The organism is Marinobacter sp. Hex_13 (genome assembly GCF_001566815.1).
Lineage (GTDB): Bacteria > Pseudomonadota > Gammaproteobacteria > Pseudomonadales > Oleiphilaceae > Marinobacter > Marinobacter salarius.
This window is the reverse complement of record NZ_LSMM01000088.1, coordinates 64018-90638: the sequence shown is the minus strand read 5'-3', so window position 1 is coordinate 90638 and position 26621 is coordinate 64018. Positions and strand designations below refer to the sequence as shown.

At 58.4% G+C, this 26621-nt stretch carries 24 protein-coding genes and 1 pseudogene; 23 read left to right on the top strand and 2 right to left on the bottom strand.

Annotation, left to right across the window (positions count from 1 at the left end):
• The 8 genes from AXW11_RS20255 to AXW11_RS20220 form a co-directional block, all read left to right on the top strand.
• On the top strand, nucleotides 1–404 hold a 404-nt coding region (locus AXW11_RS20255), incomplete at its 5' end, for a prolipoprotein diacylglyceryl transferase (RefSeq protein ID WP_286792658.1).
• A gap of 17 nt (nucleotides 405–421) precedes the next feature.
• Nucleotides 422–1108, top strand: a complete 687-nt coding sequence (locus AXW11_RS20250; RefSeq protein WP_228301243.1) for a methyltransferase family protein — start codon at nucleotides 422–424, stop codon at nucleotides 1106–1108.
• Between the two features lie 48 nt (nucleotides 1109–1156).
• A complete protein-coding gene (locus AXW11_RS20245) occupies nucleotides 1157–1930 on the top strand; it encodes a class I SAM-dependent methyltransferase (RefSeq protein ID WP_075194550.1) in 774 nt (257 codons plus the stop codon).
• 153 nt (nucleotides 1931–2083) lie between these two features.
• Complete coding sequence (locus tag AXW11_RS20240) at nucleotides 2084–2470, top strand: hypothetical protein (protein ID WP_143071139.1); 387 nt, start codon at nucleotides 2084–2086, stop codon at nucleotides 2468–2470.
• Nucleotides 2471–2559: 89 nt separating this feature from the next.
• Nucleotides 2560–4056 carry an efflux RND transporter periplasmic adaptor subunit gene (locus tag AXW11_RS20235; protein ID WP_041334556.1) on the top strand — a complete coding sequence of 499 codons (1497 nt, stop codon included), beginning with the start codon at nucleotides 2560–2562 and terminating at the stop codon, nucleotides 4054–4056.
• Between the two features lie 15 nt (nucleotides 4057–4071).
• Nucleotides 4072–4413, top strand: coding sequence for a copper-binding protein (locus tag AXW11_RS20230; RefSeq protein WP_052479501.1), 342 nt, complete (start codon nucleotides 4072–4074; stop codon nucleotides 4411–4413).
• Nucleotides 4414–4473: 60 nt separating this feature from the next.
• The gene (locus AXW11_RS20225) at nucleotides 4474–7620 is read left to right on the top strand and encodes an efflux RND transporter permease subunit (RefSeq protein ID WP_075194552.1); all 3147 of its coding nucleotides are present in this window, start codon (nucleotides 4474–4476) and stop codon (nucleotides 7618–7620) included.
• Nucleotides 7617–8849 (top strand): TolC family protein, encoded by a 1233-nt coding sequence (locus AXW11_RS20220; RefSeq protein WP_075194553.1) that lies wholly within the window; start codon nucleotides 7617–7619, stop codon nucleotides 8847–8849. The genes AXW11_RS20225 and AXW11_RS20220 overlap by 4 nt, the downstream gene beginning before the upstream one ends.
• Nucleotides 8850–9029: 180 nt before the next feature.
• Here the strand turns inward: AXW11_RS20220 and AXW11_RS20215 are convergent, their stop codons facing one another.
• Together AXW11_RS20215 and AXW11_RS20210 are read right to left on the bottom strand one after the other, a co-directional pair.
• The gene (locus AXW11_RS20215; protein ID WP_256713513.1) at nucleotides 9030–9164 is read right to left on the bottom strand and encodes a hypothetical protein; all 135 of its coding nucleotides are present in this window, start codon (nucleotides 9162–9164) and stop codon (nucleotides 9030–9032) included.
• A gap of 79 nt (nucleotides 9165–9243) precedes the next feature.
• Nucleotides 9244–9444 (bottom strand): MBL fold metallo-hydrolase, encoded by a 201-nt coding sequence (locus tag AXW11_RS20210; protein WP_075194554.1) that lies wholly within the window; start codon nucleotides 9442–9444, stop codon nucleotides 9244–9246.
• A gap of 40 nt (nucleotides 9445–9484) precedes the next feature.
• Here AXW11_RS20210 and AXW11_RS20205 point away from each other — a divergent pair, with 40 nt between their 5' ends.
• The 15 genes and pseudogenes from AXW11_RS20205 (at nucleotide 9485) to AXW11_RS20135 (ending at nucleotide 26621) form a co-directional block, all read left to right on the top strand.
• Nucleotides 9485–10063 carry a hypothetical protein gene (locus AXW11_RS20205; RefSeq protein WP_075194555.1) on the top strand — a complete coding sequence of 193 codons (579 nt, stop codon included), beginning with the start codon at nucleotides 9485–9487 and terminating at the stop codon, nucleotides 10061–10063.
• Between the two features lie 92 nt (nucleotides 10064–10155).
• On the top strand, nucleotides 10156–10842 hold the full coding sequence (locus AXW11_RS20200; RefSeq protein ID WP_228301257.1) for a DUF4396 domain-containing protein: 687 nt from the start codon (nucleotides 10156–10158) through the stop codon (nucleotides 10840–10842).
• A 49-nt stretch (nucleotides 10843–10891) separates the two neighbouring features.
• Nucleotides 10892–12112 (top strand): MFS transporter, encoded by a 1221-nt coding sequence (locus AXW11_RS20195; protein WP_075194557.1) that lies wholly within the window; start codon nucleotides 10892–10894, stop codon nucleotides 12110–12112.
• 203 nt (nucleotides 12113–12315) lie between these two features.
• On the top strand, nucleotides 12316–13428 hold the full coding sequence (locus tag AXW11_RS20190) for a permease (RefSeq protein ID WP_075194558.1): 1113 nt from the start codon (nucleotides 12316–12318) through the stop codon (nucleotides 13426–13428).
• Between the two features lie 159 nt (nucleotides 13429–13587).
• Complete coding sequence (locus tag AXW11_RS20185; protein ID WP_052479502.1) at nucleotides 13588–13986, top strand: heavy metal-responsive transcriptional regulator; 399 nt, start codon at nucleotides 13588–13590, stop codon at nucleotides 13984–13986.
• A 73-nt stretch (nucleotides 13987–14059) separates the two neighbouring features.
• Nucleotides 14060–14227: pseudogene (locus AXW11_RS20180) on the top strand (ISNCY-like element ISMaq5 family transposase); the annotation flags it as partial.
• A gap of 202 nt (nucleotides 14228–14429) precedes the next feature.
• The gene (locus tag AXW11_RS20175; protein WP_177190615.1) at nucleotides 14430–15215 is read left to right on the top strand and encodes an HpcH/HpaI aldolase family protein; all 786 of its coding nucleotides are present in this window, start codon (nucleotides 14430–14432) and stop codon (nucleotides 15213–15215) included.
• Nucleotides 15216–15253: 38 nt separating this feature from the next.
• On the top strand, nucleotides 15254–16465 hold the full coding sequence (locus AXW11_RS20170; RefSeq protein WP_091642387.1) for an ATP-grasp domain-containing protein: 1212 nt from the start codon (nucleotides 15254–15256) through the stop codon (nucleotides 16463–16465).
• Entirely contained in the window at nucleotides 16465–18261 is a 1797-nt protein-coding gene (locus AXW11_RS20165; RefSeq protein WP_091642384.1) for an IucA/IucC family protein, read from the top strand. The genes AXW11_RS20170 and AXW11_RS20165 overlap by 1 nt, the downstream gene beginning before the upstream one ends.
• Nucleotides 18258–19439, top strand: coding sequence for an MFS transporter (locus AXW11_RS20160; protein WP_091642382.1), 1182 nt, complete (start codon nucleotides 18258–18260; stop codon nucleotides 19437–19439). Before AXW11_RS20165 ends, AXW11_RS20160 begins: the two co-directional genes overlap by 4 nt.
• A 4-nt stretch (nucleotides 19440–19443) precedes the next feature.
• Nucleotides 19444–21294 carry an IucA/IucC family protein gene (locus AXW11_RS20155; RefSeq protein WP_091642379.1) on the top strand — a complete coding sequence of 617 codons (1851 nt, stop codon included), beginning with the start codon at nucleotides 19444–19446 and terminating at the stop codon, nucleotides 21292–21294.
• The gene (locus AXW11_RS20150) at nucleotides 21287–22483 is read left to right on the top strand and encodes a type III PLP-dependent enzyme (RefSeq protein WP_091642376.1); all 1197 of its coding nucleotides are present in this window, start codon (nucleotides 21287–21289) and stop codon (nucleotides 22481–22483) included. The genes AXW11_RS20155 and AXW11_RS20150 overlap by 8 nt, the downstream gene beginning before the upstream one ends.
• A gap of 105 nt (nucleotides 22484–22588) precedes the next feature.
• On the top strand, nucleotides 22589–24697 hold the full coding sequence (locus tag AXW11_RS20145; RefSeq protein ID WP_091642374.1) for a TonB-dependent receptor family protein: 2109 nt from the start codon (nucleotides 22589–22591) through the stop codon (nucleotides 24695–24697).
• Between the two features lie 89 nt (nucleotides 24698–24786).
• On the top strand, nucleotides 24787–25620 hold the full coding sequence (locus AXW11_RS20140; protein WP_091642371.1) for an ABC transporter substrate-binding protein: 834 nt from the start codon (nucleotides 24787–24789) through the stop codon (nucleotides 25618–25620).
• Complete coding sequence (locus AXW11_RS20135; RefSeq protein WP_091642368.1) at nucleotides 25617–26621, top strand: iron ABC transporter permease; 1005 nt, start codon at nucleotides 25617–25619, stop codon at nucleotides 26619–26621. Before AXW11_RS20140 ends, AXW11_RS20135 begins: the two co-directional genes overlap by 4 nt.

Genomic DNA, 26621 nt, shown 5'->3' with positions numbered 1-26621 from the left:
GGGCAGGGCGCCTTGGCAATTTTATCAATCACGAGCTCCCGGGGCGGGTCAGTGATGTTCCCTGGGCCATGGTGTTCCCGAATATGGGGTCGGCGCCACGTCACCCGTCGTCACTGTATGAGTTTGCCCTGGAAGGTGTTGTGCTGTTTGTGGTGCTGTGGTGGTTCTCACGCAACCCACGTCGGATGGGCGCAACGTCCGGCCTGTTCCTGTTGCTCTACGGAATTTTCCGTTTTGCGGTCGAGTTTGTTCGCCTCCCCGACCCGCAACTGGGGTTCATCGCCCTCGGCTGGGTGACCATGGGGCAACTGCTGACCCTGCCGATGATCCTTGGCGGCCTTGCATTAATTGCCTGGTCAAGACGTCAACCGATCAATAAAACGGAGGCGGCGACAGCCAGATAAAAGCTGTCTTAGCTTGTTTGTTCGTTGACTTACGAGGAAAACTTAACATGACAGAAACTATTGGTCATTCGGGAGCCTGGGGTATAGCGGCGATCATGATCGTGCTGATCTCCTGGGTCATGTATCGTTGGCTCGCTCCCAGAACATGGCGGGAGTGGGGCAGTGCCGGGGTGGTGCAGGCGTTTATAATCGCATTGTATGCGGAGATGTACGGCTTCCCTCTCACTGTCTATTTGCTCGTGCGGTTCTTTGATCTGGACGGTAGCGACCTCAGCGCGAATCTCTGGTCCTCGCTGCTTGGTGTCGGCGAGGTGGGCATGCTTATCTCAATGTTGCTTGGTTATACTCTGGCTGTGACTGGCATCGGTATTTTTCTGCAGGGATGGCGCGAACTTCATCGTGCACACCAACAAGGGCGTCTTGCAACGGATGGGCTCTACGGTTTGGTGAGGCACCCGCAGTATACGGGCCTTTTTCTCATCCTGTTCGGGGAGGGGATTGTGCACTGGCCGACGCTGTTCTCCGTTAGTCTGTTCCCCATCATTGTCCTTGCCTACAGCTTGCTCGCACGGCATGAAGAGCGACAGGTTATTGAGCGGTTCGGTGACGGGTACCGGACCTATCAGCAGGAAGTGCCAAGGTTTGTTCCACGAATGGGCCGGCTTGCAAAACTCGTTGGCAAGTCCCGCTCGGGGTTGGGTTGACACACAGGGTAACGCAGGGCGTTACCAGCGTTTTATGGGGCACACGCAATGACGACGGCTTTTACCGAAGTCTCCCGGGACTATGATGATCTGTGGCTTTTGACCAGGGATTACCGGGGCTGGATGCTGAAAAAGCTTCTTAATCATTTAAATATGCAGGCTGACAGCCGGTTTGCAGACCTTGGTGGTGGGACCGGTATCTTCACACATCTGCTCAGCCAGGCTGTGCCGCTGGAATCTGAAGCGATATGCGTGGACCCCTCAGGCGCCATGCTCCTGAATGCTGAACAATACAGCGGCATCCAGACCCGTTGTGCATCCGCTGAAGCGTTCATTGACAGCGGGGTGCAACTGGACCGGGTGCTCATCAAGGAGTCCATTCATCACATCCGCAATCGTGAGAGATTCTGGAAGAAAATGCGCTCATGTTTGCGACCGAATGGTCGTGTTCTGGTGGTCACCCGGCCCAGTTTGCCCGAGTTTCCCCTTTTCAGCCGGGCGATGACTGCCTTTTCAGAGAGTCAACCGGAGCTTGACATTCTTCTCGGTGAAATTGCCGCCTCCGGCCTTGGTGCGGTGACAAGCAGGGAAGAGTACCGCGTCGAAATCCCGAAGGATCGCTGGTATGCGATGCTGCGGGCGCGTTTTATGTCAAATCTGGCAGGTTTTACTTCTGATGAAATTGAGAAAGGTATTCTGGAAATCGATGATCAGCTGGACGGGGATCAGATTCGATTTATTGATCATCTGTTGTTTGTGCTCGTCGAGCGCGAGTCAGACATGCCCAGTGGACAGGCGAAGGCTTCTCCAGCGGCGAAATGAAGAAACGATGTACAGATCGTCTTTTCGGCTAGATCAGCATTTTAGTGAGCTAAGACAGCTTCGTGCCGGCATGATTAATTGCTTGACGCCTGTGGCGTGAAAGCCGTACCATCACGAGAATTCTTGAAAACTCAATTACCTGGGTCACTCCACTTGCCACGCTTGATAACGCCTAAAGCCCTTCTTAATCTGCTGTTGCTGATCATGGCAATACAGCCGGTGCTGGCGTTCGGGCAATTCACGGCAGACACAGCAGAACCTCCTGCCCGTTTCGGCCACATGGCCATGGTGGACTGTTGGAGTGCCAGCACTGACGGGCATTCGGAACAGGATATGGCCTGTGGTGATATGGCGTCTACCGATTGTGCTATCGCCGCCAACCAGGGCAGTTGCGGTGCGATGCTATCCGCACTGGTTTCTGAGAAGGCGGTTTTGCCAGTGCAATGTTCTTCCGACCCTACCTCTCTTCGTCCCCGAGAAGTCTATCTCAGCGTTATCCTTGATACCCTTACACCTCCCCCTGATTTCTCAGTAGTCTGATCTTAGTCTTTATCTAAGTTCGCACGTTTACACCTGGGCCGATAGGCCACTCGGGCGAGCGTCTATAAGCTTCAAATAAGGAAACATCAATGCGCATTTCCCTGATGGCGATGGTGATCGCTGTCGCTTTTGGTCTGGGCTGGCTGGCCAGCCTGCAAATCATGCCGATGTCAGAATCCGCCGGTTCTGGTAATCCTGCCGGTGAATCGGCGGATGAAAAGCCCTTGTACTGGGTTGCTCCCATGGATGCCAACTACCGCCGTGACAAGCCTGGCAAGTCCCCCATGGGAATGGACCTGGTGCCGGTGTACGAAGAAAGCAGTAGCGGCCGGGACGACGGCGGGGTTCAGATCAATCCTGCAGTCAGAAACAATCTGGGGGTTAAAACCCGGGCAGTTTCCCGTGGGGCAGTGTCTGTTCCGGTCCGAACCGTGGGTTATGTCACTGACAATGAAGATCAACTGATTCAGGTGCACAGCCGCATTGCCGGATGGGTCGAGGTGTTGCATGTTCGGTCAGAAGGAGAAATCGTTGACCGTGGTGAACCACTGTATGAGATCTATTCACCGGAGTTGGTGAATGCCCAGCAGGAGTTTCTGATGTCCGAGCGCCTTGGGCGGGGCTCAGAGGCAACAGCGACCGGCGGAAAGCTGCGCGCGCTGGGCATGACGGATAGACAGATTGCCAACCTGAAAAAAACAGGAAAAATCCGAGAACGCATCACCGTATTTGCCCCTGGCTCCGGCTATGTGGCCGCATTGCCTGTTCGTGCCGGCATGTACGTGCGCCCGGATACTGAAATCATGGCCATTGGCAGTCGCGATTCGGTGTGGGTGATCGCCGAGTTTTTTGAACGTCAGGCCGGGCTGGTTGAAGCGGGTCAGGCCGTTGAATTCACCACGCCGTCCATGCCGGATACAAACTGGAATGGTGACATTGACTACGTTTACCCGGAACTGGATCCCAAAATGCGGACTCTTCGGGCCCGGGTACGCGTTCCGAACCCGGATGGCCGGTTGCGCCCCGGAATGTTCGTCAATCTCACCATGGATGCCCCCATCGGTGAGGACCTGCTCACTATCCCGCGCCCGGCGCTGATCCGGCGAAGCGACAGCCAGCATGTGCTGCTGGCTGAGGATGACGGCTATTTTCGTCCGGTGCCCGTCAAGACGGGCCGGGAAGCCGGCGACAGGGTGGTCATTCACGAAGGTCTGAAAGAAGGGCAGCAGGTGGTGGTGTCCGCCCAGTTCCTGATTGATTCAGAAACCAGCCTCGAGGCCGCCATGCTGCGCCTGGAGCCCGAGGAGCAGAACAGCGCCGGCATGGCCGGTGCAGACAGCTCTGCGCCCGAACTGTTTGAAGCCGCTGGCCGGATTACGGAGCTTGATGCTGAGAGTTCTTCAGTCACGCTCGACCATGGCCCGGTACCCGGTCTTGGCTGGCCGGCCATGACCATGACCTTTGGTATTGCCGAATCCGTCGATCTGGTGGAACTGGCCCCGGGTGAGACCGTCAATTTCGGGTTCCGGGAGACGCCGGACGGCTATCTTGTTGAACGTATTGAGCCCGCGCAAGACGCGCAGTAACCACTGGAGAAAACCATGAAACTGAAAAACCTGATGACGGCTGTTGTGTTCGGATTATCCCTGGGACCTGTTCTGGCAGCGGCCGATAACAACATGGGCTCGATGTCCGGCATGGACACCAAAGAGTCCGCTGGCCCGGTCCAGAGCCGGGGCGTAATCACCATGATCAACACCGAAAATCGCAAAGTAACGCTGAAGCATGAGCCTATTCCGGCGCTGAACTGGCCGGGCATGACCATGGGATTTCCCGTAGCCCCGGAGGTGGACCTGGATGCCCTGGATAAGGGTGACAAGGTTGTCTTCACTCTGGCACCCGCTGGCAAGGGCCAGCAGGTGACCTCTATCAGGAAACAGTAGTGATAGCCCGGGGGTGCGCCATCGGGCTGCCCCCGGCCATCACCAGACCGGACTCAGCTCATGATTAACCGCATTATCCAGTGGTCGCTTCATAACCGATTTTTTGTATTGCTCGCCACCCTCATACTGATTGGGTGGGGATTCTATTCCGTCAGGGAAACGCCCATTGACGCCATACCGGACCTGTCGGATGTACAGGTGATCGTCAAGACCCCGTATCCTGGCCAGGCGCCCCAGGTGGTGGAAGACCAGGTGACCTACCCGCTCACCACCGCCATGCTGTCGGTGCCGGGCGCCAAAACGGTTCGGGGGTATTCCTTCTTTGGCGACTCCTATGTGTATGTGATCTTCGATGACGACACCGACCTGTACTGGGCTCGTTCCCGGGTACTGGAATACCTGAGCCAGGTAGCCGGGCAATTGCCCGATGCCGCCAAACCAGAGCTGGGGCCGGATGCCACCGGCGTTGGCTGGGTATACTCCTACGCCCTGGTGGACCGCACCGGCCAGCATGACCTTTCGGAGCTTCGGGCCATTCAGGACTGGTTCCTGAAGTTTGAACTGCAAACCGTGTCCGGGGTATCCGAGGTCGCCAGTGTTGGCGGCATGGTCAAGCAGTATCAGGTGGTGGTGGACCCGGACCGGCTGCGCGCCCATAACATCACGCTGCAGCGTATTCATGCCGCCATCAACAGCGCCAACCAGGAAACCGGGGCATCCGTCGTGGAAATGGCCGAGGCGGAATACATGGTGCGGGTCACCGGTTACCTGCAGAACGAGGACGACCTGCGCCAGGTGCCGCTGGGTGTCAACGATAATGGCAAGCCCTTGTTGCTCAAGGATGTGGCGGATATCCGGCTGGGGCCACAAATGCGCCGGGGTATCGCTGAACTGAATGGAGAAGGCGAAGTGGCCGGCGGTATCGTGGTGATGCGTTTTGGCGAAAACGCTCTGGCTACCATCGAGGGTGTTAAACAACGCCTGGAGGAGATCAAGGGCAGCCTGCCGGATGGCGTTGAAATGGTGCCCACCTATGATCGTTCCACACTGATCAACAATGCGGTGGACAATCTCTACAGCAAGCTGCTGAAAGAGTTTCTGGTGGTGATCCTGATCTGCGCGGTATTCCTGTTTCACCTGCGCTCTTCCCTGGTGGTGATCGTGAGCCTGCCGGTGGGCATTCTTGCTGCGTTCGTGGTGATGCACGCTCAGGGTATCAACGCCAACATTATGTCCCTCGGCGGCATTGCCATCGCCATCGGTGCGATGGTCGACGGTGCCATTGTGATGATTGAAAATGTCCATAAACACATGGAGCGGACCCCGTTGACACCGGAAAACCGATGGGCCGTGATGTATAGGGCCGCCGGTGAAGTGGGGCCCGCGCTGTTTTTCTCGTTGATGATCATCACCGTGAGCTTTCTGCCGGTGTTCACGCTGGAGGCTCAGGAGGGCAAGCTCTTCGCACCCCTGGCGTTCACCAAAACCTATGCCATGGCTGCGGCTGCCGGGCTTGCCATTACACTGGTACCGGTGCTGATGGGCTACTTCATTCGTGGCAAGGTATTGCCGGAGCACCGCAATCCCATTAACCGGCTGCTGATCTTCCTGTACAGCCCAGCCATTGACTGGGCTTTGCGGCGGCCCGCCCTGATGCTTGCCGGTGGCCTGATTGTGCTGATCATCGGCTTCTGGCCCGCCAACAAGCTGGGCAGTGAGTTCATGCCCCCCCTGGATGAGGGGGACCTGATGTACATGCCCACCACCTATCCCGGCATCTCCATTGGCAAGGCCCGGCAGATCCTGCAACAGACCGATAAGCTGATTGCCAGTATTCCAGAGGTTAAAACTGTGTTCGGCAAAATCGGCCGCGCTGACACGGCCACCGATCCGGCCCCGCTGACCATGATTGAAACCTTTATCCAGTTTAAACCCCGGGACCAGTGGCGCCCCGGCGTAACGCCGGAATCCCTGCGCCGCGAGCTGGACAGGACCGTCAGGCTTCCCGGTCTCACTAACGCCTGGGTCATGCCGATCAAAACCCGTATTGACATGCTCTCAACGGGCATCAAGACCCCGGTGGGCATCAAGGTGGCCGGCCCGGACCTGAAAGTGATCCAGGGCATAGGGGAAAAGCTAGAGCGGGTGTTGACTGACATACCGGGCACAGCCTCTGCGTTTTCCGAGAGGGTGGCCGGCGGACGTTACATCAAGGTGGATATCCAGCGGGAGGCTGCCGCCCGTTTCGGATTGAATATCGCAGATATTCAATCCGTGGTACGCACTGCGATTGGCGGCATGAACGTGGCCAGTACGGTGGAGGGCCTGGAGCGCTATCCCATCAATCTGCGTTATCCCCAGGGCTACCGGGATTCGGTGGAGCAGATGCGCTTACTGCCCATAGTGACGCCCGGTGGACAGCGTATCGCGCTGGCCGACGTGGCGGATATCCGGGTCGACAGGGGGCCGCCCATGATCAAATCGGAAAATGCCCGCCTCAATGGCTGGACCCTGGTGGACATTGCAGGCCGGGATCTTGGTAGTTGGGTCAAAGAGGCTCAGTCGGTGGTGCGGGAGCAGGTGGACCTGCCTGCCGGCTACTCCCTGACCTGGTCCGGCCAGTATGAGTACATGCAGCGTGCCAAGGAGCGCCTGACACTGGTGGTACCGCTGACGCTGGCGATTATCGTGATCCTGCTGTACCTGAATTTCCGCAACATGACCGAGGTGGGTATTATAATGGGCACCCTGCCGTTCGGTATGATTGGCGGCATCTGGCTGATGTACCTGCTGGGCTACAATCTGTCCGTGGCTGTTGCCGTTGGTTTTATCGCCCTGGCCGGAGTCGCCGTGGAAATCGGTGTGCTGATGCTGGTGTACCTCAACCAGTCCCTGCACAACGCCCTGGAGGCCGTCGATCATCAGCCCGGGAAACTGTCGGCGGATGCCCTGCGCCAGGCGATCAGCCACGGGGCTGCGCAGCGGGTGCGCCCGATCATGATGACCTTTGCCGCCATCGTGGCTGGCCTTGTACCCATCATGCTGGGCGGCGGCACTGGTTCGGAAGTGATGCAGCGGATCGCCGGGCCGATGATTGGCGGCATGGTTACTACTCTAGTGCTGACGCTGCTGCTGATTCCGGTGATTTTCTACCTCTGGCAGCGTGCGCGGTTGAAGAAGCTCGCCCAAAAAGGAGCGAACCAATGATTCGACGCAGTGGAATTTACGCCGTTCTGGCGGTATTCGTTTCCCTTTCTGCCCCCGCAATGGCTGAATCGCTGGAAACGGTGGACCAGTGGATTGCGGAGGCCCTGGATAGCAACGCCACCCTGAGTGCGCAGCGAGCCGCCATCGAGGCAGCAAGGGCCGAAGTGGAAGGCTCGGATGCCTGGGCGGATCCTGTCGTAAAGTACGGTATTGCACCCGAAACTCTGGAGGGCCCTAATGTGGTCGGGCACCGGTTTGAGGTCAGTCAGAAGCTGCCCTGGCCGGACCAGTTATCCGCGTCCCGCGGAGCCGAGGAGGCGGGTGTGCGTGCCGCAACCCAGGACACCCTCTGGCAGACCAGAAAACTGACGGCCTCGGTCAAGGAGGCCTATGCCCGTTTGTGGTATTCGCACCGGGCCATCGAGTTGCACTACGAGACTCGTGCGCTGGTGGAACAGCTAGCCGAGATTACCCGGCAACGACTGGAATACGGCGAGGCCACACAGAGTGAGTTGTTCAGGGTAGAGACGGAACTGGATACGCTGGACGCGCAACTGGTTGAGCTGCGGGCGGACCAGGCCAAGCTCTCCGCCAACCTGATCCCATTATTGGGGCGCCGTCCGCAACCCTCCGAATTGATGCTATCCCTGCCTCCTCGTATGCCAATGGCAGCGGACACCCTGACCGGAACCGAGCACCCGTTGGTTCAGGCCGCAGAGGCGCGGACCGCGGAGGCCCGGGCCCGACTGGACGTCGCGGAAGCCAACCGAAGGCCCGTGTTTACGGCCAATGCGGGCTACAATAGCTTGTTGGCTGACGAAAAAAAGCGCTGGACGGTAGGCGTTGGGATTCAGATTCCGTTTACGGGACAGCGACAGAACAGTGCCGTTCGCAGGGCGACTGCGGAAGTATCCCAACGACAGTGGCAGACCACTCAGGCCCATCGCGATCTGCGAGCGTCAATCGGCGACGTAAAGGCAGCCATTCAGGCAGGCTACAGCCGCCTTGAAATCCTTGACGAACGCCATCTTCCGAATCAACGCGCTCACTGGGAAGCCAGCCTGAATGAATTGGCCAGCGGTACCGGTGCACTGGAAGATGCCATAGACAGTGCACGGAAGCTTACTGGCGTAAAACTCACCCGGGAAACGGTCATCCGCGACCTGTTCAGTGCCAGGGCGCGATACGAAGCCTTGCAAACAACGCAAGCCACCGGCCTTTCAAACTAGAAGGGGATTCACCATGAAAGTATTGTGGGCGTTGCTATCCGCACAGAAAAAGTAGATCAACTGCCATGTGCCCGTATCCCCGGCGTATTTGTCGTCATTGCCGATCACTGCGATTCCTGAGGGTTTCGAGACTGTTTCGCATGGGTTCCAGATCAAAACCTGCAGCCCCGGCTTTACCGATCAGGTCCGGGATAGGGTAGAAAGTTGCATTGGCAAGGGCCCATAAGTGAACGGCGCGCTTGCCAGTTCTTCGATGTCAGCAATGGCAGGTTGCGCCGTCACGCTGTAGTTCTGATCAAGCTGTTTGATATCCATTTAAATTCTCCTCTAATGCAGCCCGCCTTGGGGCGGGCCCGTGTCACGGTTGTTTTTCATGGGCCGGATATACCAGCGTCTAGTCAGGCAAACGGAACAGTTTGTTGACGATCGAATCGTAACTTTTGTGCGGGTCGCCGCCCTGAAAGTCAGTCCGGCCGCTGCCGCGGATCAACAACACATCGCCGGTGAATACGGCCTGCTGTTCCCGCGAATAAACAAAGGCTTGACCTGGAGCTGGCTCCAAGTAATACGCTTCTGTGACATTGTTGATATCCAACCAGCAAAGGATCCGTCCGGATCAGGTCAGGAGAGGCGCTATGAAACGCAATATTGTAAACCAAAGTTTATTGGTGGCTGCCGTGGCCATCTTTTCAGGACTGGGCCTTGTAGCCCCCGCGCTTGCCAATCAGAACGAGGCTGACCAGCCCAAAAAAAAGCCCAAGGCAGATTCGGATGAAGCCGTCATCCAGACGCTTTTAAGCGCCGGCCCCGAATCGGTTACCAAACATGCCACCGTGCTTTCCCGGGCGGGCAAGGTTCTACAACAGGGCAGCGGCGAGTGGGTGTGCCGCTTCGCAGGCCTGGCCGGTGACACACCAACCTGTCTGGATTCGCAGTCCCGAGCCTATTTCAAAGCCCGCTTCCAGGGTAAAACACCACAGGTTGATCGTATCGGCCTCACCTACATGCTGCATGGCATGACGACAGACACCGGCATGCAGATGCCCCCGCACGTCATGGTGATCGTTCCCGACCCGACCGATCTAAAGCAATTTCCCACTGCGCCGCAAAGTGGAGCGCCCTGGGTCATGAAGGCGAATACCCCGTACGCACATCTGATCATACCGGTTGGTGGGCTGTCGATGGGCGCAATCCCCCAGCCATCGGGCCAATGACCTTGATATGAACGCTAGCGCGGCATGGACAGTCGCGGCTGCGAACCATCTCAAATTGGGCAAATGAACCGGTTACAAAGGAGATTCCAGTGATGATACCCCTATGGTTGACGATACTCGCCTGGTCGGTTACCGGCATCGGGTTGCTATGCGCGCTGATAATTCTCGCCGACATTTATCTTGGCGGCTACCGGCAGCCGATGACCAGCTGGGAAGCGGTGTGGCCCATTACTGCGATCTACGCCGGTCCGCTGGCGCTTGTCGCCTATTACCGTTGGGGCCGCCCGGCCACGGCGCGATGGCAAAACCGTCATGGCGCCGCGCCCGACCAGGGCTTGGCCGTGATGGCCGCCCTGGAAACCATCCCCGGAGGCGCGGCATCGTTCATCGGCCATCTGATCGCCGTGCCGATCGTGGTGGGTACCGGAATCACGATCGCTGGCAAAGGCGTTTGGCCGATGATTCTGCTTATCGCCGCGTTCGCACTGCCGTTGCTGATTGCCTTCGAATACCGGTCGCTGACGCGGATGGGCCAGATCCGTTCGGCTGGCCTGCGGCTGCGGGTGGCGCTGAAAATATCCGCGCTAGCGATCATTGCGTTCGATATCGGCATGGGTGTCACGATGCTGATTGTGGCCTTTGTGCTGGGCTATCCGCCCACCACCATCGCGTTCTGGTTCGTCATGTGGGGTGGGTTGCTTCTGGGTTTCATGACCGCCTACCCGATGGTGCGCTGGCTGCTCGGGCGAGGTGTCACGACGCCGGCGGAGTCGGTATAGGTTTCCGGCCTGGTCCGCTAGCGTCAATCGAACTCTCAAAGGAAATTACATGTCACATGACTCCCTCGCGAGCGTAACCATTCATCACGAACGGGAGCGTTTGCTGCGGATGCTCGCGCTCGCCACATTCTTCATTTTTTTCCAGGCATACATGGTGGCGCCGATCATACCGGCGCTCGCGGATGCATTCGCAACTTCGGCACACACCGTGGGCTTTGTAGTGCCGGCGTATTTGATTCCTTATGGCATCGCCACCCTGGTGTTCGGCCTGCTGGCCGATCGGCTCGGTGTTCAGCGCGTCATGTTCGCGTCCCTGGCGATGTTCTCGCTCCTCACAGCGCTCACGGCCACTGCCGTATCCGTCGAACAGATGGCGCTATGGCGCGTGCTGACCGGACTGGGGGCCAGCGGCGTGGTACCGCTTGCGCTCGTGCTTGTCGGACAGCTGTTTCCTTACGAGCAGCGCGGGCGGCCACTAGGCTGGTTATTTGCGGCTATGGCCGGCGGTATGGCGTTTGGCTCACCGCTTGGCTCGATATTGGTGCCCATTATCGGCTGGCGAGGGCTTTTCCTGGCTGTCGGCGCAACCGGGGGGATAGTTCTGCTCCTGCTTTTACCCTATCGGCGCCTGATCGCCGGCGCAATGCAGCCGGTAGGCGGCACACTCGGTGACCTGATGCGCGGCTATTTGGGCCTTTTGAGCACCGCACGCGGCCAGCGCACCTATGGCTATGTTTTTGTGAACTCGATGTTTCATTCCGGCGTGTTCACCTGGCTGGGTGTTTACCTTGAACAACGCTACAGTCTCGGGCCGGTCGGCATCGGTCTGGCATTGCTTGGCTACGGGGTGCCCGGTTTGTTGTTTGGCCCGCTGATTGGCCGCGCTGCAGACCGATGGGGTCGCGCGCGATTGTTGCCAATCGGGCTCGGCTTGAGTGCGTTGGCCGCAGCGGGCCTGCTGTTCGATTTTCCGGTGATTCTCGCGCCGATCATCGCGATGCTGCTATCGCTGGGCTATGACGCGACACAGCCGTTGTTTGCCGGCATCGTCACCTCGCTCGGCGGCAAACGGCCCGGCCAGGCGATGGGTTTGAACGTGTTTACCCTGTTCGTGGGTTTTGGCCTGGGCAGCCTGATTTTCGGCGAAGTTCTGCGCTTTGGCTTCGGGACCGCATTGGCGCTGTTTGCGGCGATTGAATTGATACTCGCCCTGGGTTCGATCCGGTTGTTTCGTTCCGAAATGCCGGGCGAAGCAAAAATACGGCGCTGACTAAATAGCTCGCTGGCATAGATCGGGCATTGACCTTGAGCGGACTCCAGGCTCCAGGATTTTAGCGCCATGTTCCATGCGGCTATTCTGGCTTGTTATACACCTCATGTGGCAGCGCACCGATAGCTATTTTTTGTGAAATTCAGCTACTGATTTGAAATTCAACGCACTTCAACTGTTCCGACAGCGACCAGGGAGGAGCAATGTCTATACTGGATTCACTAACGCAAGGTTTATTGATTGGTCTGGGCCTGTTCTATAAGGCGCTGTGGCCGATCCTGCTGGGCGTACTGATAACCGCCCTGATTGAGACTCTGATTGATCAGGAGCGACTGGCGGGCATTCTGGGCGGTCGCGACCTGTTGAGCACGGGGAAGGCCACGGCCGCCGGTGTGGCCAGTTCCGCCTGCACTTTCGGGGCTCTGAGCATCACACAGACGCTGTTCAAAAAGGGCGCCTCCGCAGAGGCCTCGTTCGCCTTCAGCTTTGCTTCAACCAACCTGGTCATCGAGTTGGGCATTCTGATCTATGCCATATTGGGCTGGCCGTTTTTGGTGGCCGAGCTGCTGGGTGGCTTTCTACTGATCAGCATCATGTACGTATTGGTACGACTGACCTTGCCCGAGCAGCTATTTGAAGAGGCACGCACCCGCCTTCGTGAACAATTCCGGGAAGACCCAGCGCCGGTGGCCTTCACCCGGAATGTCACGGCGAAGGGCGACTGGCGCAAGCAATTGACGACAACCGATGGCTGGCGACGCATCGCCCACAATTATTTCCATACTCTGGGCAAAATTTACAAGAGCGCTCTGTTCGGTTTCCTGATCGCGGGGTTCATCGTCGCGCTCGTACCGCCGGCGTTTTGGACCACATTGTTCCTGGAACCAACCGGGTTGGTCGGCATCGGTGAGAACGCCGTCATGGGTGTGCTGGCAGGCGTGGCAAGCTTCATAGGCTCGATTGGCAACGTGCCCTTCGCCGCCGCCCTGTGGGCCTCGGGGGTGTCGTTCGCCGGGGTGATCGCCTGTATCTACGCGGATCTGATCACCGTGCCGATCATGAATCTGTGGAGGAAGTTCTTTGGCTGGAAAGCCGCCATCTACATCTTTATCGTCTTTTTCGTAACGATGGTAAGCAGCGCGGTACTCATGGAGCTTTTGTTCAGCAAACTTGGCTGGATTCCACCACGCCTCAGCGCCGAAGGGCTCATGAGTTTTCTGGAGGTTAAATTTGACCTGACCTTGGTGATGACAGTGCTTTTACTGCTTGGTACCTTTATTCTACAGATGCTGAGGTATCCAACGTCGAACCGCTAGTTGGGCTGGCTTTTACCCTCGTAGTGAGAGTGACACTCACGAATGCATTTGAAGCAGTATGGTCATTCAAGCATCCTCAATATTGAAGCGCTGCGGGGGAACCCCTTGATAGTGGTACGCTTCTGTTTACTCAACGAAGATTAAGTCCGGATTTGAAAGATGATGAAAATTGGCCAGGTCGTGCAGGCGTTGGCCATAAGCGCCGATACCCTGCGTTACTATGAAAAAATCGGGCTGATGCCCGGGGTTCACCGCAACAACGGTGGTGCGCGCTTATACAGCGACAAGGATCTTTCCCGTTTGCGATTTATTAAGCGGGCACAAAAGATGGGTTTCAGCCTGGATGAGATCGCTGGCCTTCTCAGCTTTCGGGACAATTCCAAAAATGCGAGACCCAATGTACAGAAACTGGCTCGTCTTAAGTTGGCCGAGATTGAACATCACCTGTCCGAGCTGGAAGCATTGCGAGATGAGTTGCGTTTGCTGACCAACCTTTGTGGAGCAAGTACTGATGGTTGCCCAATACTCGAATCGTTTGAACGGGCATATGGCTCCTGATACGTAAGCGCTCCTCCTGCCATCCTCACCCAGCACGATCACGCTCTTGCGGTTAATCTTGTGACGATTCCCAGCAGCGGATCTGATCGATTCCTCGGTATCGGTCGCAGGGCGAACCGGTCTGAACGTAGGGAGTGTTCTGTGCTGCCTGGTATTAAGGCAGAAATTGGGTTTCAGCTATGAACAACTGGCCTTTCACTTGTCGGATTCAGTGACCTATAGAACCTTTAGGGGGTCACCATGAAACGATTACTGGCAATGCTATTCACTGATCCTGTTACCCGGAGTTGGGCTAGCGGCCCCTGAGGCCAGGTTCTGGGCGACATGGCAGTCCTTCACATTACCCCGATGTCATCCGCGTAGCGCTTGATTTTAGAATCGATATATCTTTAAATACGAATGAAAATGATTAACATTTAAATTATATTGATTGCGGAGTTTATGTGCTGACAGTTAACCAGACGCGCCAGAAGGTCGCCCAGGGCCGCTCGGCGTATGGACTACTTAACGCTGTGCCAACACCATGGATGGTAGAGATGATCGGCCATGCCGGCTATGACTTTGTCGTACTGGACACCGAGCACATGTCCACGAACCCGGAGTCCCTCGAACACATGATTCGCGCCGCCGAGTGTGCCTCCGTCACACCTCTGGTGCGCGTGCCGGGGGTTGATCGTGCTGCGATTGCCCGGGCTCTGGACAGTGGTGCACAGGGGATCGTTGTTCCCCGTATCCGCAATGCCGAAGATGCGCGTGACGTTGTTCAGATGGCACGTTACGCGCCGGCAGGGCAACGTGGTATTACCGGCGGCCGGACAACAGGTTTCGGAACCCTCCCGCTGAAAGACTACCTCAGGCAGGCCAACCAGGAAGTCCTCATTGTGCTCATGATTGAGGATCAGGAAGGCATCGACAACCGCGAAGCCATCCTGGGTGTTCCCGGTGTTGACTGGGTGCTTCCGGGAGCGGTCGATCTGTCGCAATCACTGGGCTGCCCGGGTGATCCGTTCCATTCGTCTGTCAATCACGCCATCGCGGAACTGGCAGCGAGTTGCCGCGGGCGTCCAGTGGAATTTTGCGCTTTGCCCCGAAGTCCTGACCAATTAACGGAATGGCAGGAGTGGGGAGCAAGAGCCTTTCTCCTGGGAGAAGACCGCAGTCTGCTCTTTAAATACCTCAAGTCCCACCTCGCGACCTGCCGTGCCGAGTCGAGCCCGCCGTCTCCCTGAGGCAACCATTCTCCTTCAAGCCTGACAAGAGTTTTCCTATGCGCGATACCGTACTTTTTCTTGCTCATGTTCCAACGGAAGCCCTGAATCGGGGATTCCTGCCAGCTGCCCGGTCGATGGGGCTGAAAGTGATCCTGCTGACAGACCAGGCGGCGACTCACCACCACTATTTCAGTCAACCGGGCCTTCCCGCCTATCCGGAACAGATTCTCCAGTGTGATGTATTTAATCCGCTGTCTGTTCTCGATCTTCTCTCAGAACTCCCGGCCCCCGTGGGCGTGTTTTCCAACAGCGATCACCTGCAGACGGTGACTGCCCTGGCCGCAGCCTACCTGAATCTGCCGGGCAAAGACTGGCAAACCTGTTACCGGGCAAAAAACAAGGCAGCCATGCGCCAGTACCTGAAAGCGCTCGATGATGGCGCATGCTGGTTCAGGGCTGTGAATGATCAGACCTCCCTGGGGAAGGTGATCGACGACGTTCCATTCCCGTGTATTGCCAAGCCCCGGGAGGGGGTTGCCAGCCTCAACGTCAGGCGCCTGGACAATGCTGCGCAACTGCAATCGTTCTGTGATCAGTTCTGGCAGGAACAACCCGGGCAACCCCTGCTGCTGGAAGAGTTTCTGTCAGGCCCTGTTCACACTCTGGAAACCATTGGGGACGGAAACAGCCTGATTGCGCTCGGAGGATTTGAAGTGCGGCTTTCCGAGCCTCCCCATTTTGTCGAACTTGAAGCGGCGTGGGTGCCTTACCAGCCTGAAAGGCCTCACCTTCAGGAGATGTTCAGGCAGGTACGGCGCTTCGGTGTGGGCCTTGGCTCCTGCCATTCCGAATTTGTGATAACAGACAATGGGCCAAGACTTATCGAGATCAATTACCGAACGGTGGGGGATGGCCGCGAATTCCTGCTTGACCGCATGACGAATCATGGACTGTTCCATGCCATCCTTCAGGCCCATGTTGGCAACCCTCTTGAATTATCCCCGCCCACGCAGGCGGCGCAGATACGCTACCTCAGTGCTTCTACCAGCGGGCGGGTTCGCCGTTCAGCTCCTGAGCGCAGGGAGCCGTGCGGTGACGGCATTGCCGAGTTTGAGCCGTTGAGGGAAGTGGGTGATGACGTCCGGTTGACCCACTCAAACAAGGACTACCTGGGTGTGTTGCGGTTGTTTTCGAGCGATCCCTCCCGGGTGAAGAATACGTTGGCCGAATGGGCCACCGACCTTGAAGCAGAGTGGGAGATAGGCTGATGACCAGGAACACCGCTCTGTCTTCAACAGACCCCGGGCAGTATCTGACCCAGAGGCTGGTCGATGCGCTGATCCGCGAGGACGTGGCCGGCTGCCAGAGTGATTCTCAGGCAGTTGGGGTGGACAGCGTGCCTGGCTCACCGGGAGCGCCGGCGACCTGGTTACGGTGGACGCTGGCGCAGGGCATCCTGTGGTTGCCGGTCAATCCCGCAACCTTCATGCAGCGTTGGCAGTGGAGTGGCGACCCGCTCATCTGGCAGTCCGCAGACCAGGCCGGAAGCGTGTCAGAAGTGAATCACTACGAACAGGTTTTGGCGTGCCTCACTGCGGACGAACACGATGACTCCGGGGGGCAGTTGGAGGTCTATGCCGATGAGTGCAGAACGGCGGAGTCTCACGCCTCCTTCTGCCACGAGGAGCGGTCCAGGTGGTTTGACGAAATCCGCCATCAGGGGCAAAGCTGGAAGGATTTTCCCCGGCTATCCGAACGCATGCTCCACTTCGATCGCCTCGCGGCCTTCCTCGATCATCCGTTTTACCCCAGTGCCCGCGCCAAGAGTGGTTTTGATAAGGCGGCACTGGCGGCGTACGCGCCTGAATTTGCCCCGCGTTTCCGGTTACGGTGGCTTGCCGTCCCCGGCCCGGAAGTCACTGCGGTGGGAGAGCTCCCGGGTTGCTGGCCGGATTTCAGCGAGGTAGGGCTGGATAACCGGCTTGCTGACAGCCACTACTTGTTGCCGGTGCACCCTCATCTCTGGGACACCGCGCTGAGTGACTATCTGTCGAACACAGAAATCGGTGCCAGCGTCATCCGTGCGCCAACGCCTGCGCTTTGGGTTCAGCCAACACTGTCGGTACGAACCCTCCAGCTTGAGGCGGCGCCGGAGGTCCACGTGAAAGTCCCTTTGACCATTCGCACACTGGGCAACCGGAACATTCGAACGGTCAAACCGAGCACGCTTTATGATGGTCATACGGTTCAGCAAATCCTGCAGGAGATAGCCGGCAAGGACCCGGTCCTAAAAGGGACCTTTTCTGTAACCGACGAATCCTCAGGCCTGCACGTTGGCGATCTGCCCTGGCTGGGCTGCATTGTACGCCGGTTTTGCGGGTTTTCTGACCAGCAGCAGATTGTGCCCGTTGCCTCCCTGTTAGCCGACAGCCCGGACGGTCGCTGCGTTGCCCAGATGATGGCGGACGAGTTCAATAGTGGCGACCTGACGGAGTGGGTGCGTCAGTACGTTGCCTTAACGCTGACGGTGCACCTGCGACTGTGGCTTGTCTACGGCGTTGCACTGGAATCCAACCAGCAGAACTCCATGGTGCTGCTCACGCCGGGGCGGCCACCGCAGCTGCTTTTCAAGGACAACGACGCCCCCAGGCTGTGGCCAGACAGGCTATGCGGCCAGATGCCGTCCATGGAGTCAAAAGTCGCGCAACTCCGGGATCAACGCATCCTGGTCAATAATGAAACACCCCTGGCGCAGATGTTTACCACCATCACCCTGCAACTGAACCTGGCGGTTATCCTTGAGGGTCTGGCCGCACGGGGGCTCGGATCAAGGGGCCACTGGTATAAGGTGCTTCGTGAAGAGGTGATCAGCGTCCTCGATCAGCTTGACGAAGAGGGCGTCAATACTCAGCCAGCGCGCAAGGTGCTGCTGGAGGATCGCCAGCTTTATACCAAGTATCTTCTCAGGGCAGGCAGCCTGGAAAGCAAGTCCCGCACCGGCGCCGCTGACATCAATAAATTCTATGGCAAGCTGGCTCCAAACTTTCTCGGGCAGGAGTCATGAGCCAGTCTGTTCTGCCGGTGATCCTGCTCAGCCACTTTACCGCGGCCTTGGTGGCGCTGGGGATGCCACCATTTTTTGGGCTGATCCTGACCGACACATTTGCGGTTGAACACACCGTTTGGGTGGGCTGGTTCTATATTATCCCGACGGTTTGCACGGCGTTGGCGGCGCCGTTCTGGGGAAGAATAGCGGACCGTTTCGGCCGCCGCTGGTCGCTGCTGCGGGCCCAGATTGGTCTGGCCGTGGCCTTCGTAATCGCCGGATTGGCGCCGGGCGTGGTCACCTTTGCCATGGCACTGATGGTTCAGGGCTTTCTGGGTGGAACCTTTGCCGCATCGAGCGCATACCTTTCCACCGTTGCTCGCGGTCAAAACCTGACCCAGTCACTGAACTGGATGCAGGGCTCGGCCAGGTCGGCCATGATACTGGCGCCCATCCTTTTCGGTTTCTTCATGACCTGGGTCCCAGCCCAGCGTCTGTACCTCTATATGGCCATCCTGCCTCTTCTGTCGGCACTGCTGGTATGGAAGCTTGCTCCGCCAGATCCGGTTTCGGGTGGGCCTGGTGGCCAGAAACATTCCCGTGAAAGGGTTTCGGCATCCGCCAGTTGGCTGCGGTTGAGGTTGCTTTACTTCGGTTTCAATTTCGCGCTGGTGGCCAGTTTTCCCTACTTCATTCCCTGGACCCAGGAACGAACGGGTAGTACCGCCGCTATGGCCGGAGTTCTCTACAGCCTCCCTCATGCCATCTACCTGATTATTCTGGTCAGCCCGCTGCGACGAAGCGTGTTTTTCGGTAACCCGTGGACCTTGCCCGCGGGCCTGACACTGTTCGCACTGTCCTACGTTATTCAGGCGACGGCCGGAACAACGGCCGCCATTCTCGCCGGACGATTGGTCATGGGGCTGGGCATGACGACCTGTCTTTTTGCCCTCAACGCCGAAACCGCACGTCTCACACGAACGGAAAACGCGGGCCAAAGCTTTGGCGCCCTTGACAGCGCTGGTAAATGGGCCGGTGTCGCGGCCGGTGTACTCGCGGGTGTCGCCGCGGGTATGAGCAACCAGACCGCGCCACTCTGGCTGGGCGCCGCGGTGACCCTTCTTACCATCACCCTGAGCTCCTACCGGGCCAACACCCCCGCCATCGACCATCATGAACGCTTGAAGGAGGAATAGAGTCATGTCATTGACAGCTTCACATCATTATTTCAGGGATCAGCACTGCGACTATCAGGCGGACCAGGCCAGCATGGAGGCCCTGCTGAATTGTTATTGCCGGGATATTGCCGAGCCCTCCGGGGAGCTGTCTGTTCAGGGCGGCGAAAGGAGCCGGTCCTGGCCACAGGGGCTTCGGGTTCGCCTGGCGCTGGAGCCTGCCAGTGTACTGCACATCGGCTTCCCCGATTCCGAAGACTCCCTGCTGGTTCTGGTTGCAGGAGGCTCACGAACGTGCAACTACCGCTACCTGTCTGCGCCATACTACAAGTCTGCGCTCAGGGGATGGCGGGTGCTGGGGCTCGAGGAATTGGGCCGGATACTGCTTCATAAAATGTCGCAGCGTTTCGAAGAGCCTTTCAACAGCGAGCTCTACCGGCAGATTCTTCTCAGCCGGAACGTCATGCGGAGCATTCTCGAATACACCCGCGTTCCCGCCGATTGGGGGCAGGGGCTGGACGCCTTCCGCTGGTCTGAGCAATCCCTGAGTTTCGGGCACCGTTACCACCCGGCACCAAAATCCAGGGAAGGGTTCGACCCGGAGGATATCCTGCAATATTCCCCGGAAATGGGCGCGGGGTTTGCCCTCTATTACTTCGCGGTTCATCCGGGCGATCTTCGCACCCGCGGTGACATTGCCGGGCCGGCCTTTGGGTCAGATGCGAGCGTAGGGCTCGACCTGCCCGACGGATGGGTCACGATCCCTGTGCACCCCTGGCAGGCACGCTACCTCATGCGCCTGCCCATCGTCTGCAGCGCTATCCGCTCAGGGCGGATCTTACCACTGGGGCAGGCCGGCCCACGGTTCTACCCAACAGCGTCGGTTCGAACGCTTTACCAACCGGGCAACCCCTATTTCCTGAAATTCTCAACCCATGTCCGGCTGACCAACTGCATTCGGAAAAATGCCGTCTATGAACTGGAAAGCGCCGTTGCCCTCTCTGCAGCCCTCAAGGCTCACCTTGCGCCTTCACTGGCGCGGTGGCGCGGATTCCGTCTACTGTACGAGCCAGCCTACCAGACCCTTGATTTTGCCGATCACCCCGAGCCTGACCGCCGGAGCATCGCGGAGGGTTTTGGCGTTATTATGCGGGACAACCTCGAACAGTATCTGGACGCAGGCGTAACACCCGTGCTGGCCGCCGCGCTGTTCAGCGACGACCGCTTCGGTCGCTGCCCGGCCACGGAGGCCGCCGGAACACTGGCTGCCGCCACCGGCGTCAACGAACAGGACGCCAGAATACGATGGTTTGAACAGTATCTCGCCTTACTCATCCCTCCGCTCTTTGAGTCGCTGTTCCATCATGGTGTGGTTTTTGAACCACACCTTCAGAACGTGGTGGTTGGTATTCGGGAGGGATACCCCGTTCAGGTCTTTGTTCGTGACCTGGAGGGAACAAAACTGGTACCGGGCCGATGGTCAGGAGGGCTGCCTGATACCCTTGATGAACAAACGCTGGCGTCCGTTCATTACAGCCAGGACAAGGCCTGGAAGCGGATCGCGTACTGTCTGTTGGTGAACCACCTGTTCCAGGCCGTGGCCTGCCTCTCCCGGGGGGAGAACCACATCGAACTCCGGTTGTGGGACGCGCTTGCCAGTGAAGTGCGCAACTGGCTCGCAGGCACCGACGATCCCTGGGCGGCCGATGTTCTGGGCAGGCTGTTGGCCGGCGAGCCCATTCCGAACAAAAGCAACCTGATGACCCGCCTTTTCAAGCGTCCGGATCGTGAGTCGCAGTACACGTGGGTACCAAACCCGCTGGCGATGACTCTACCCCGAGCCGTAGACAGCAGGGGAGGGCAGTGCAATGCCTGAAGTACCTGTTTCCGTTCAGCGAGCCATCAAGGAACTGAAAGGCCAGGACAGTGACCCGCTGTGCGCCTACGTGTATGACCTGCCTGAGCTCCGTCACCGGGCGCAGGGCATCGTCGAGTGTTTGCCGCCCGGTTGTGAGATGTTCTATGCCGCCAAAGCGAATCCCGCCTTACCGGTGCTCGGCGCTTTGGCGCCCTTTGTACATGGCTTCGAAGTGGCGTCTGGCGGTGAGCTGGACTGGGTGCGCCGACATTTTCCAGACACGCCTGTGATTTTTGGTGGTCCCGGCAAACTGGCATCCGATCTGGAAAAGGCCATCGATCAGAACGTTGAACTGATCCATGTGGAAAGCCTGCTGGAATTGCAGCGTCTGTGCGACATTGCCGGCCGCAGGCAGGTTCACCAGGACATTCTTCTGAGGATCAATCTCGAACTGGCAGACACACCCTCTACACGTCTTACCATGGGCGGTGTGCCTACGCCCTTTGGCATGGAAGAAGCCTGTATACCAGACGCACTTGCGTTGCTCGGGCGGCAGGACAGAGTCAGGCTGCGCGGCTTTCACTTTCATCTGATGTCGCATCAACTGGATGAGAAACGCCACCTCGGGTTAATAAGACACTATCTGGAAACCGTCCGTGCGTGGGAATCCAGGTACGACCTGACGATTACCGAGATAAATGTCGGGGGCGGAATCGGGATAAATTACACCCGGCCCGACCAGCAGTTTGACTGGTCGGGGTTTTGTTCCGGCCTGGATGAATTGCTTCAGGTTTACTCGGGTCGCGCCTGGAAAATCCGGTTCGAGTGTGGTCGTTTCATAACCGCGCCCTGTGGTTTTTATGTTGGCGAAGTCCTGGACGTTAAACGATGCGGCGAAGAATGGTTTGCCATCTGCAGGGGCGGCACCCACCACTTCCGGACTCCGGCGGCCCAGGCCCACGATCATCCGTTTGACATTTTGCCCACCCACGACAGGGAGGCTGCCGCCCCAGTCGTCGCCAATCATTCCGTCACCCTGGTCGGCCAGCTATGTACTCCCAAGGATGTGTTCGCCCGCCGGGTTGATGTCGAGTCGCTCGGGGTTGGCGATCTGGTGGTTTTCCGTTACGCCGGTGCCTACGCCTGGAATATTTCCCATCAGGCGTTTCTGATGCATCCCCACCCAAAAGAACATTTCATTGAGTAGTCCGGGAAGCTGAACTTCAGGTAGGAATATTCAAATTTAATTGTAATGCGAATTATTATCAGTAAAATGCGCAATCAAATTTAATAACACGTGCTGGAGAATCCAATGTCGAAGTCCGAAGTTTCAACGCCACTGCGCCGCCATCGACTGTCTGTTGCCATAGCCATGCTCCCCGTGTCGTTTCTGGCTATTGGCTCGGCGTCCGCTTTGGGACAGGATCAGGCGGATGCGCCCGCCCAATTACCCGGAATCAATGTGACCGCCGACTGGCTGGGGCCACCGACCGAAGAGTCCGAGAAGACCTATACCGGGGCCCGCACAGTGGTAGAGGAAGAAGAGCTCCAGGCGACCGGAGCGCTGAATCTGGATGATGCCCTGCGCCCGGTTCCGGGGCTCACGGTGCTTGATGAAACTGGCACGGGCATTCTTCCCAACATCGGCGTGCGTGGTCTGAACCCGCTGCGCAGTGAACGGCTCCAGATTCTGCTGGACGGTTACCCGATTGCCATTGGCCCCTACAGTAATGTTGGCGTGTCACTCTTCCCCGTTACTCTGCCGAGTCTGGAAGCCGTGGATATCGTCCGGGGTGGCGCCTCCGTTCATTATGGCCCCAATAACGTGGGCGGCGTGGTGAATTTCGTCACCAAACCGATTCCGGCGGAAACCTCCCAGACCCTTCGTGAGCGGGTAACCATTGCGGAAGAAAGCGGCAATGTCTTTACCGATACCTATTACCGTGTTGGCGGCCGGGCGACCGACAAGCTCGACCTGCAGTTCCAGGCCAACGTCCAGCGCGGCGACGGATTTCGCGATCACTCCGATACCGAAGTGGATAACCTGATCCTGGACGCCCGCTATTACCTGAACGACCAGCATGAATTGGCGACGCAATTGCAATACTACCGCGTCGATGCCGAGCTGCCTGGCGCCCTGACACCGCAAGCCTACGAGCAGGACCGTACCCAGAGTCAGCGCCCACATGACGGATACGAAGCGGACATGAGCCGCGCAACCTTCACCTGGACCTACACGCCGGCCGACAACATGGAATTCCAGTGGCGCAACTTTGTGCACGATGCCGACCGCACCTTTTACTTCGGCCAAAACCTCAGCGGCACCGGCCACTGGGCGGACCCGGGGCTGGATTCCACCCATGTCGCGGATTCACCACGATTGTTCACGGTATTGGGCACGGAGCCGCGGCTTGCTATTCGCCACGGCCGCCACGACATCACCCTGGGTGCGCGGTTTGTCAGCGAGGATGTGGAGTTCGACGTTAATCGCCTGGAATTTTCCTCCGGTAACCGTTCCGTGGCGCGCGATTGGCACCTGGACACCCGGGCCATGGCATTTTACATCAGTGATACCGTGTCGTTCCTCAATGACCGCCTGACGGTGACACCGGGCCTGCGCTATGAAGATGTCGACATGGACTTTCGTGACAACCTCAGTGGCAACACCGAGGAAAACAACGCTGATGAGCTGCTGCCGGGCCTGACCGTAGGCTATCAGGCCTCTGATGATCTGTTTGTCTTTGCCAACAGCCAGCGCTCTCTGGTGCCGGTGCAGATTGCCCAGACCACCCGTGACGGTGCGGTTGCCAATGAAACCTCGTGGAACCACGAGCTGGGCGGCCGCCTGCAAGTCACCCCCGACCTGCTGTCTTCAGCAACCCTGTTCCGCATCGATTACGAGGATCAGATTCAGTTTAACCGTTCGACCAGTCGTTTCGAGAACCTGGGAGAAACCCGTCACCAGGGTATCGAGCTGGCAAACCGCTGGAACCTCAACAGCCAGTGGGAACTGGGCCTTGGCTATACCTTCCTCGACACCGAACAGCTGTCCGGTGACAACGAAGGCAACGAGCTGCCCAACGCGCCCACCCATAAGGTCAGTGCTGACGCGACATACAGCTACCAGGCCTGGGACACCAGCCTGAACTGGGTGTACGTCAGCGAAAGCTACAGTGATGCGGACAACACCGAAGAAGAAACCAGCAATGGCAGTGCCGGTGAGTTGCCGGATTACCATCTGGTTACGGCCCGGGTCGGTCGCGATTTCGCGGTTGGCGGTGATCGTGTGCTGAATCTTGGCCTGGCGGTCAACAACCTGCTGGATGAGGATTACTACTTCCGGGGCGTGGACGTCAGCCCGGTCGGCCGTGTGCCCCAGCCGGGCCGAAGCTTTATCCTTGAGGCACAGCTCGACTTCTGATGGCCTGCTTACGGAACCGGATCGCAACGATCCTGCTCGTTGTTTTGCTATCGCCTGCGTCAGGATGGGCGCAGGATGAGACTATCCGGTTGACGGATGACCGCGGGGAAACCCTGCGGTTGTCCGAACCGGCGGCCCGGCCTGCTGCGATTTCGACCTTTGGGGCAGATGTCGCACTGGCGCTGGAAACACTGCCGGTCGCGGTCACCGATTACGGACTTCAGGGCATGCCCGACTACCTGGCCTCACAGTTAGACGGGGTTACGGGGCTTGGCCCCCGACATCAGCCTAACCTGGAGGTACTGTCGTCGGTGCGGCCCGATCTTGTCATCGCCATTCGCCGTTATACCGAGAAAGACGGTGACCAGATCGAAGCCATCGCCCCGATGCTGGCCCTGGACCTGATCACGGTCCAGGACAGCCTGCGGGGGGTTGAGTTGGCGGGGCAGGCACTGGGTGCACCGGCGAAAGCCAGTGCACTCAACACCCGCTTTCTTGATCACGTTCAATTACTCGCGGACCGCAACAAACCAAAGGCTGCCGAGACGGTGGCGCTGCTGACCAGCGGTAGTGAAACTCCCTTCGTCTATTACGACCATTTTCTGCCAACGGCGCTGCTGGAGCGTCTGGGCTTCGATAATGTCGGGGGCCAGCCACCGAATCCTGACAGCGGCATCCCGCTGGGCTACCGGATCAGTCTTGAAGCCTTGCTGGAACTTAACCCGGATACCATTCTGCTGTTGCCCACCAGCCGTCAGCGCGCGTTCACGATGAACCCCATCTGGCCCTATCTCAAGGCCGTGCGCACGGGCCAGGTCTACGAAGTACCGCACTATTGGAAAGAAGGGGCCGGTCCGATTGCCCGGGAACGTATCCTGGACGACATACAGCGACTGCTGCTGACATCGGAACCCGACAAATGACGGGTTCCGATTCAGCCATACGCCCGATGGGCCTCTATGGAGCAGCGGTATTTCTCCTCGTGCTGCTGTTCTTCGCTGGCCTGATGGCGGGCTCCCGATGGGTGTCGCCGACCTCGTTGCTGTCAGCCATCGACGGTAGCAGCGACTTGCTGACGCGCATCACCGTGCTGGAGCTGCGGCTGCCGCGCAACCTGCTCGGTATTCTTGGTGGTGCGGCCCTCGGGGTTGCAGGTGCCGTGATGCAGGGTGTTACGCGGAATTCGCTCGCATCCCCGGGCCTCACCGGCGTGATTGCCTCTGCTGCCCTGGCGGTGGTGTCGCTTCGAACCCTGAGTTCGCCGGGTGCAATGTGGCTGCCGCTGATGGCCCTTGCCGGTGGGCTGCTCGGTGGTGCTTTGACGTTTGCCATCGCTGGCCGCCGTCAGCTTCAGCCCGAGCGCGTTGTACTTGCCGGTATCGCCGTCACGTCACTGGCTACTGCACTCACCACGGGTCTTCTGCTGGTGTCCGGGGCGGAGGCGGCGGAACTGTATTATTGGCTGGCGGGCAGCCTGATGGGGCGGGGCTGGCTTCAGCTCCAGATGGTGCTGCCCTGGCTGCTGCTTCCGCTCGGTGCCCTGATTGTGATGCAGAGACCCTTCCGCTTACTGCAACTTGATGATGATCTGGCGCTGGCCATGGGACTGTCGGTCGGCCGCTGGCGACTGATTTTTTTGCTGCTGGCCCTACTGCTGGCCGCCGCGCTGGTCGCTTTCACCGGCCCGATCGTGTTTATCGGACTGGTGGCGCCGCACATTGCCAGGCGGCTGGCCGGCAACCAGATCCAGCACTGGCTGCCCCTGAGTGCTCTGTTTGGAGGGCTGTTGTTGCTGGCGGCGGATATCCTGGCCCGGCAACTGGCCTTTCCCCAGGAGCTACCCGTCGGTATGCTGACGGCCCTTATCGGGGCCCCCTGGCTGATCTATCTGCTTAACTCGCGAACCTCACCCCGGAGCGCATAA

Bases quoted from the DNA above. Each gene is read 5' to 3' on its own strand.
- AXW11_RS20155 (WP_091642379.1), top strand. From the start codon at position 19,444: ATGTCATTGACAGCTTCACATCATTATTTCAGGGATCAGCACTGCGAC.
- AXW11_RS20200 (WP_228301257.1), top strand. From the start codon at position 10,156: ATGATACCCCTATGGTTGACGATACTCGCCTGGTCGGTTACCGGCATC.
- AXW11_RS20205 (WP_075194555.1), top strand. From the start codon at position 9,485: ATGAAACGCAATATTGTAAACCAAAGTTTATTGGTGGCTGCCGTGGCC.
- AXW11_RS20220 (WP_075194553.1), top strand. From the start codon at position 7,617: ATGATTCGACGCAGTGGAATTTACGCCGTTCTGGCGGTATTCGTTTCC.
- AXW11_RS20235 (WP_041334556.1), top strand. From the start codon at position 2,560: ATGCGCATTTCCCTGATGGCGATGGTGATCGCTGTCGCTTTTGGTCTG.
- AXW11_RS20225 (WP_075194552.1), top strand. From the start codon at position 4,474: ATGATTAACCGCATTATCCAGTGGTCGCTTCATAACCGATTTTTTGTA.
- AXW11_RS20245 (WP_075194550.1), top strand. From the start codon at position 1,157: ATGACGACGGCTTTTACCGAAGTCTCCCGGGACTATGATGATCTGTGG.
- AXW11_RS20230 (WP_052479501.1), top strand. From the start codon at position 4,072: ATGAAACTGAAAAACCTGATGACGGCTGTTGTGTTCGGATTATCCCTG.
- AXW11_RS20190 (WP_075194558.1), top strand. From the start codon at position 12,316: ATGTCTATACTGGATTCACTAACGCAAGGTTTATTGATTGGTCTGGGC.
- AXW11_RS20160 (WP_091642382.1), top strand. From the start codon at position 18,258: ATGAGCCAGTCTGTTCTGCCGGTGATCCTGCTCAGCCACTTTACCGCG.
- AXW11_RS20185 (WP_052479502.1), top strand. From the start codon at position 13,588: ATGATGAAAATTGGCCAGGTCGTGCAGGCGTTGGCCATAAGCGCCGAT.
- AXW11_RS20150 (WP_091642376.1), top strand. From the start codon at position 21,287: ATGCCTGAAGTACCTGTTTCCGTTCAGCGAGCCATCAAGGAACTGAAA.
- AXW11_RS20145 (WP_091642374.1), top strand. From the start codon at position 22,589: ATGTCGAAGTCCGAAGTTTCAACGCCACTGCGCCGCCATCGACTGTCT.
- AXW11_RS20215 (WP_256713513.1), bottom strand. From the start codon at position 9,164: ATGGATATCAAACAGCTTGATCAGAACTACAGCGTGACGGCGCAACCT.
- AXW11_RS20195 (WP_075194557.1), top strand. From the start codon at position 10,892: ATGTCACATGACTCCCTCGCGAGCGTAACCATTCATCACGAACGGGAG.
- AXW11_RS20165 (WP_091642384.1), top strand. From the start codon at position 16,465: ATGACCAGGAACACCGCTCTGTCTTCAACAGACCCCGGGCAGTATCTG.
- AXW11_RS20170 (WP_091642387.1), top strand. From the start codon at position 15,254: ATGCGCGATACCGTACTTTTTCTTGCTCATGTTCCAACGGAAGCCCTG.
- AXW11_RS20135 (WP_091642368.1), top strand. From the start codon at position 25,617: ATGACGGGTTCCGATTCAGCCATACGCCCGATGGGCCTCTATGGAGCA.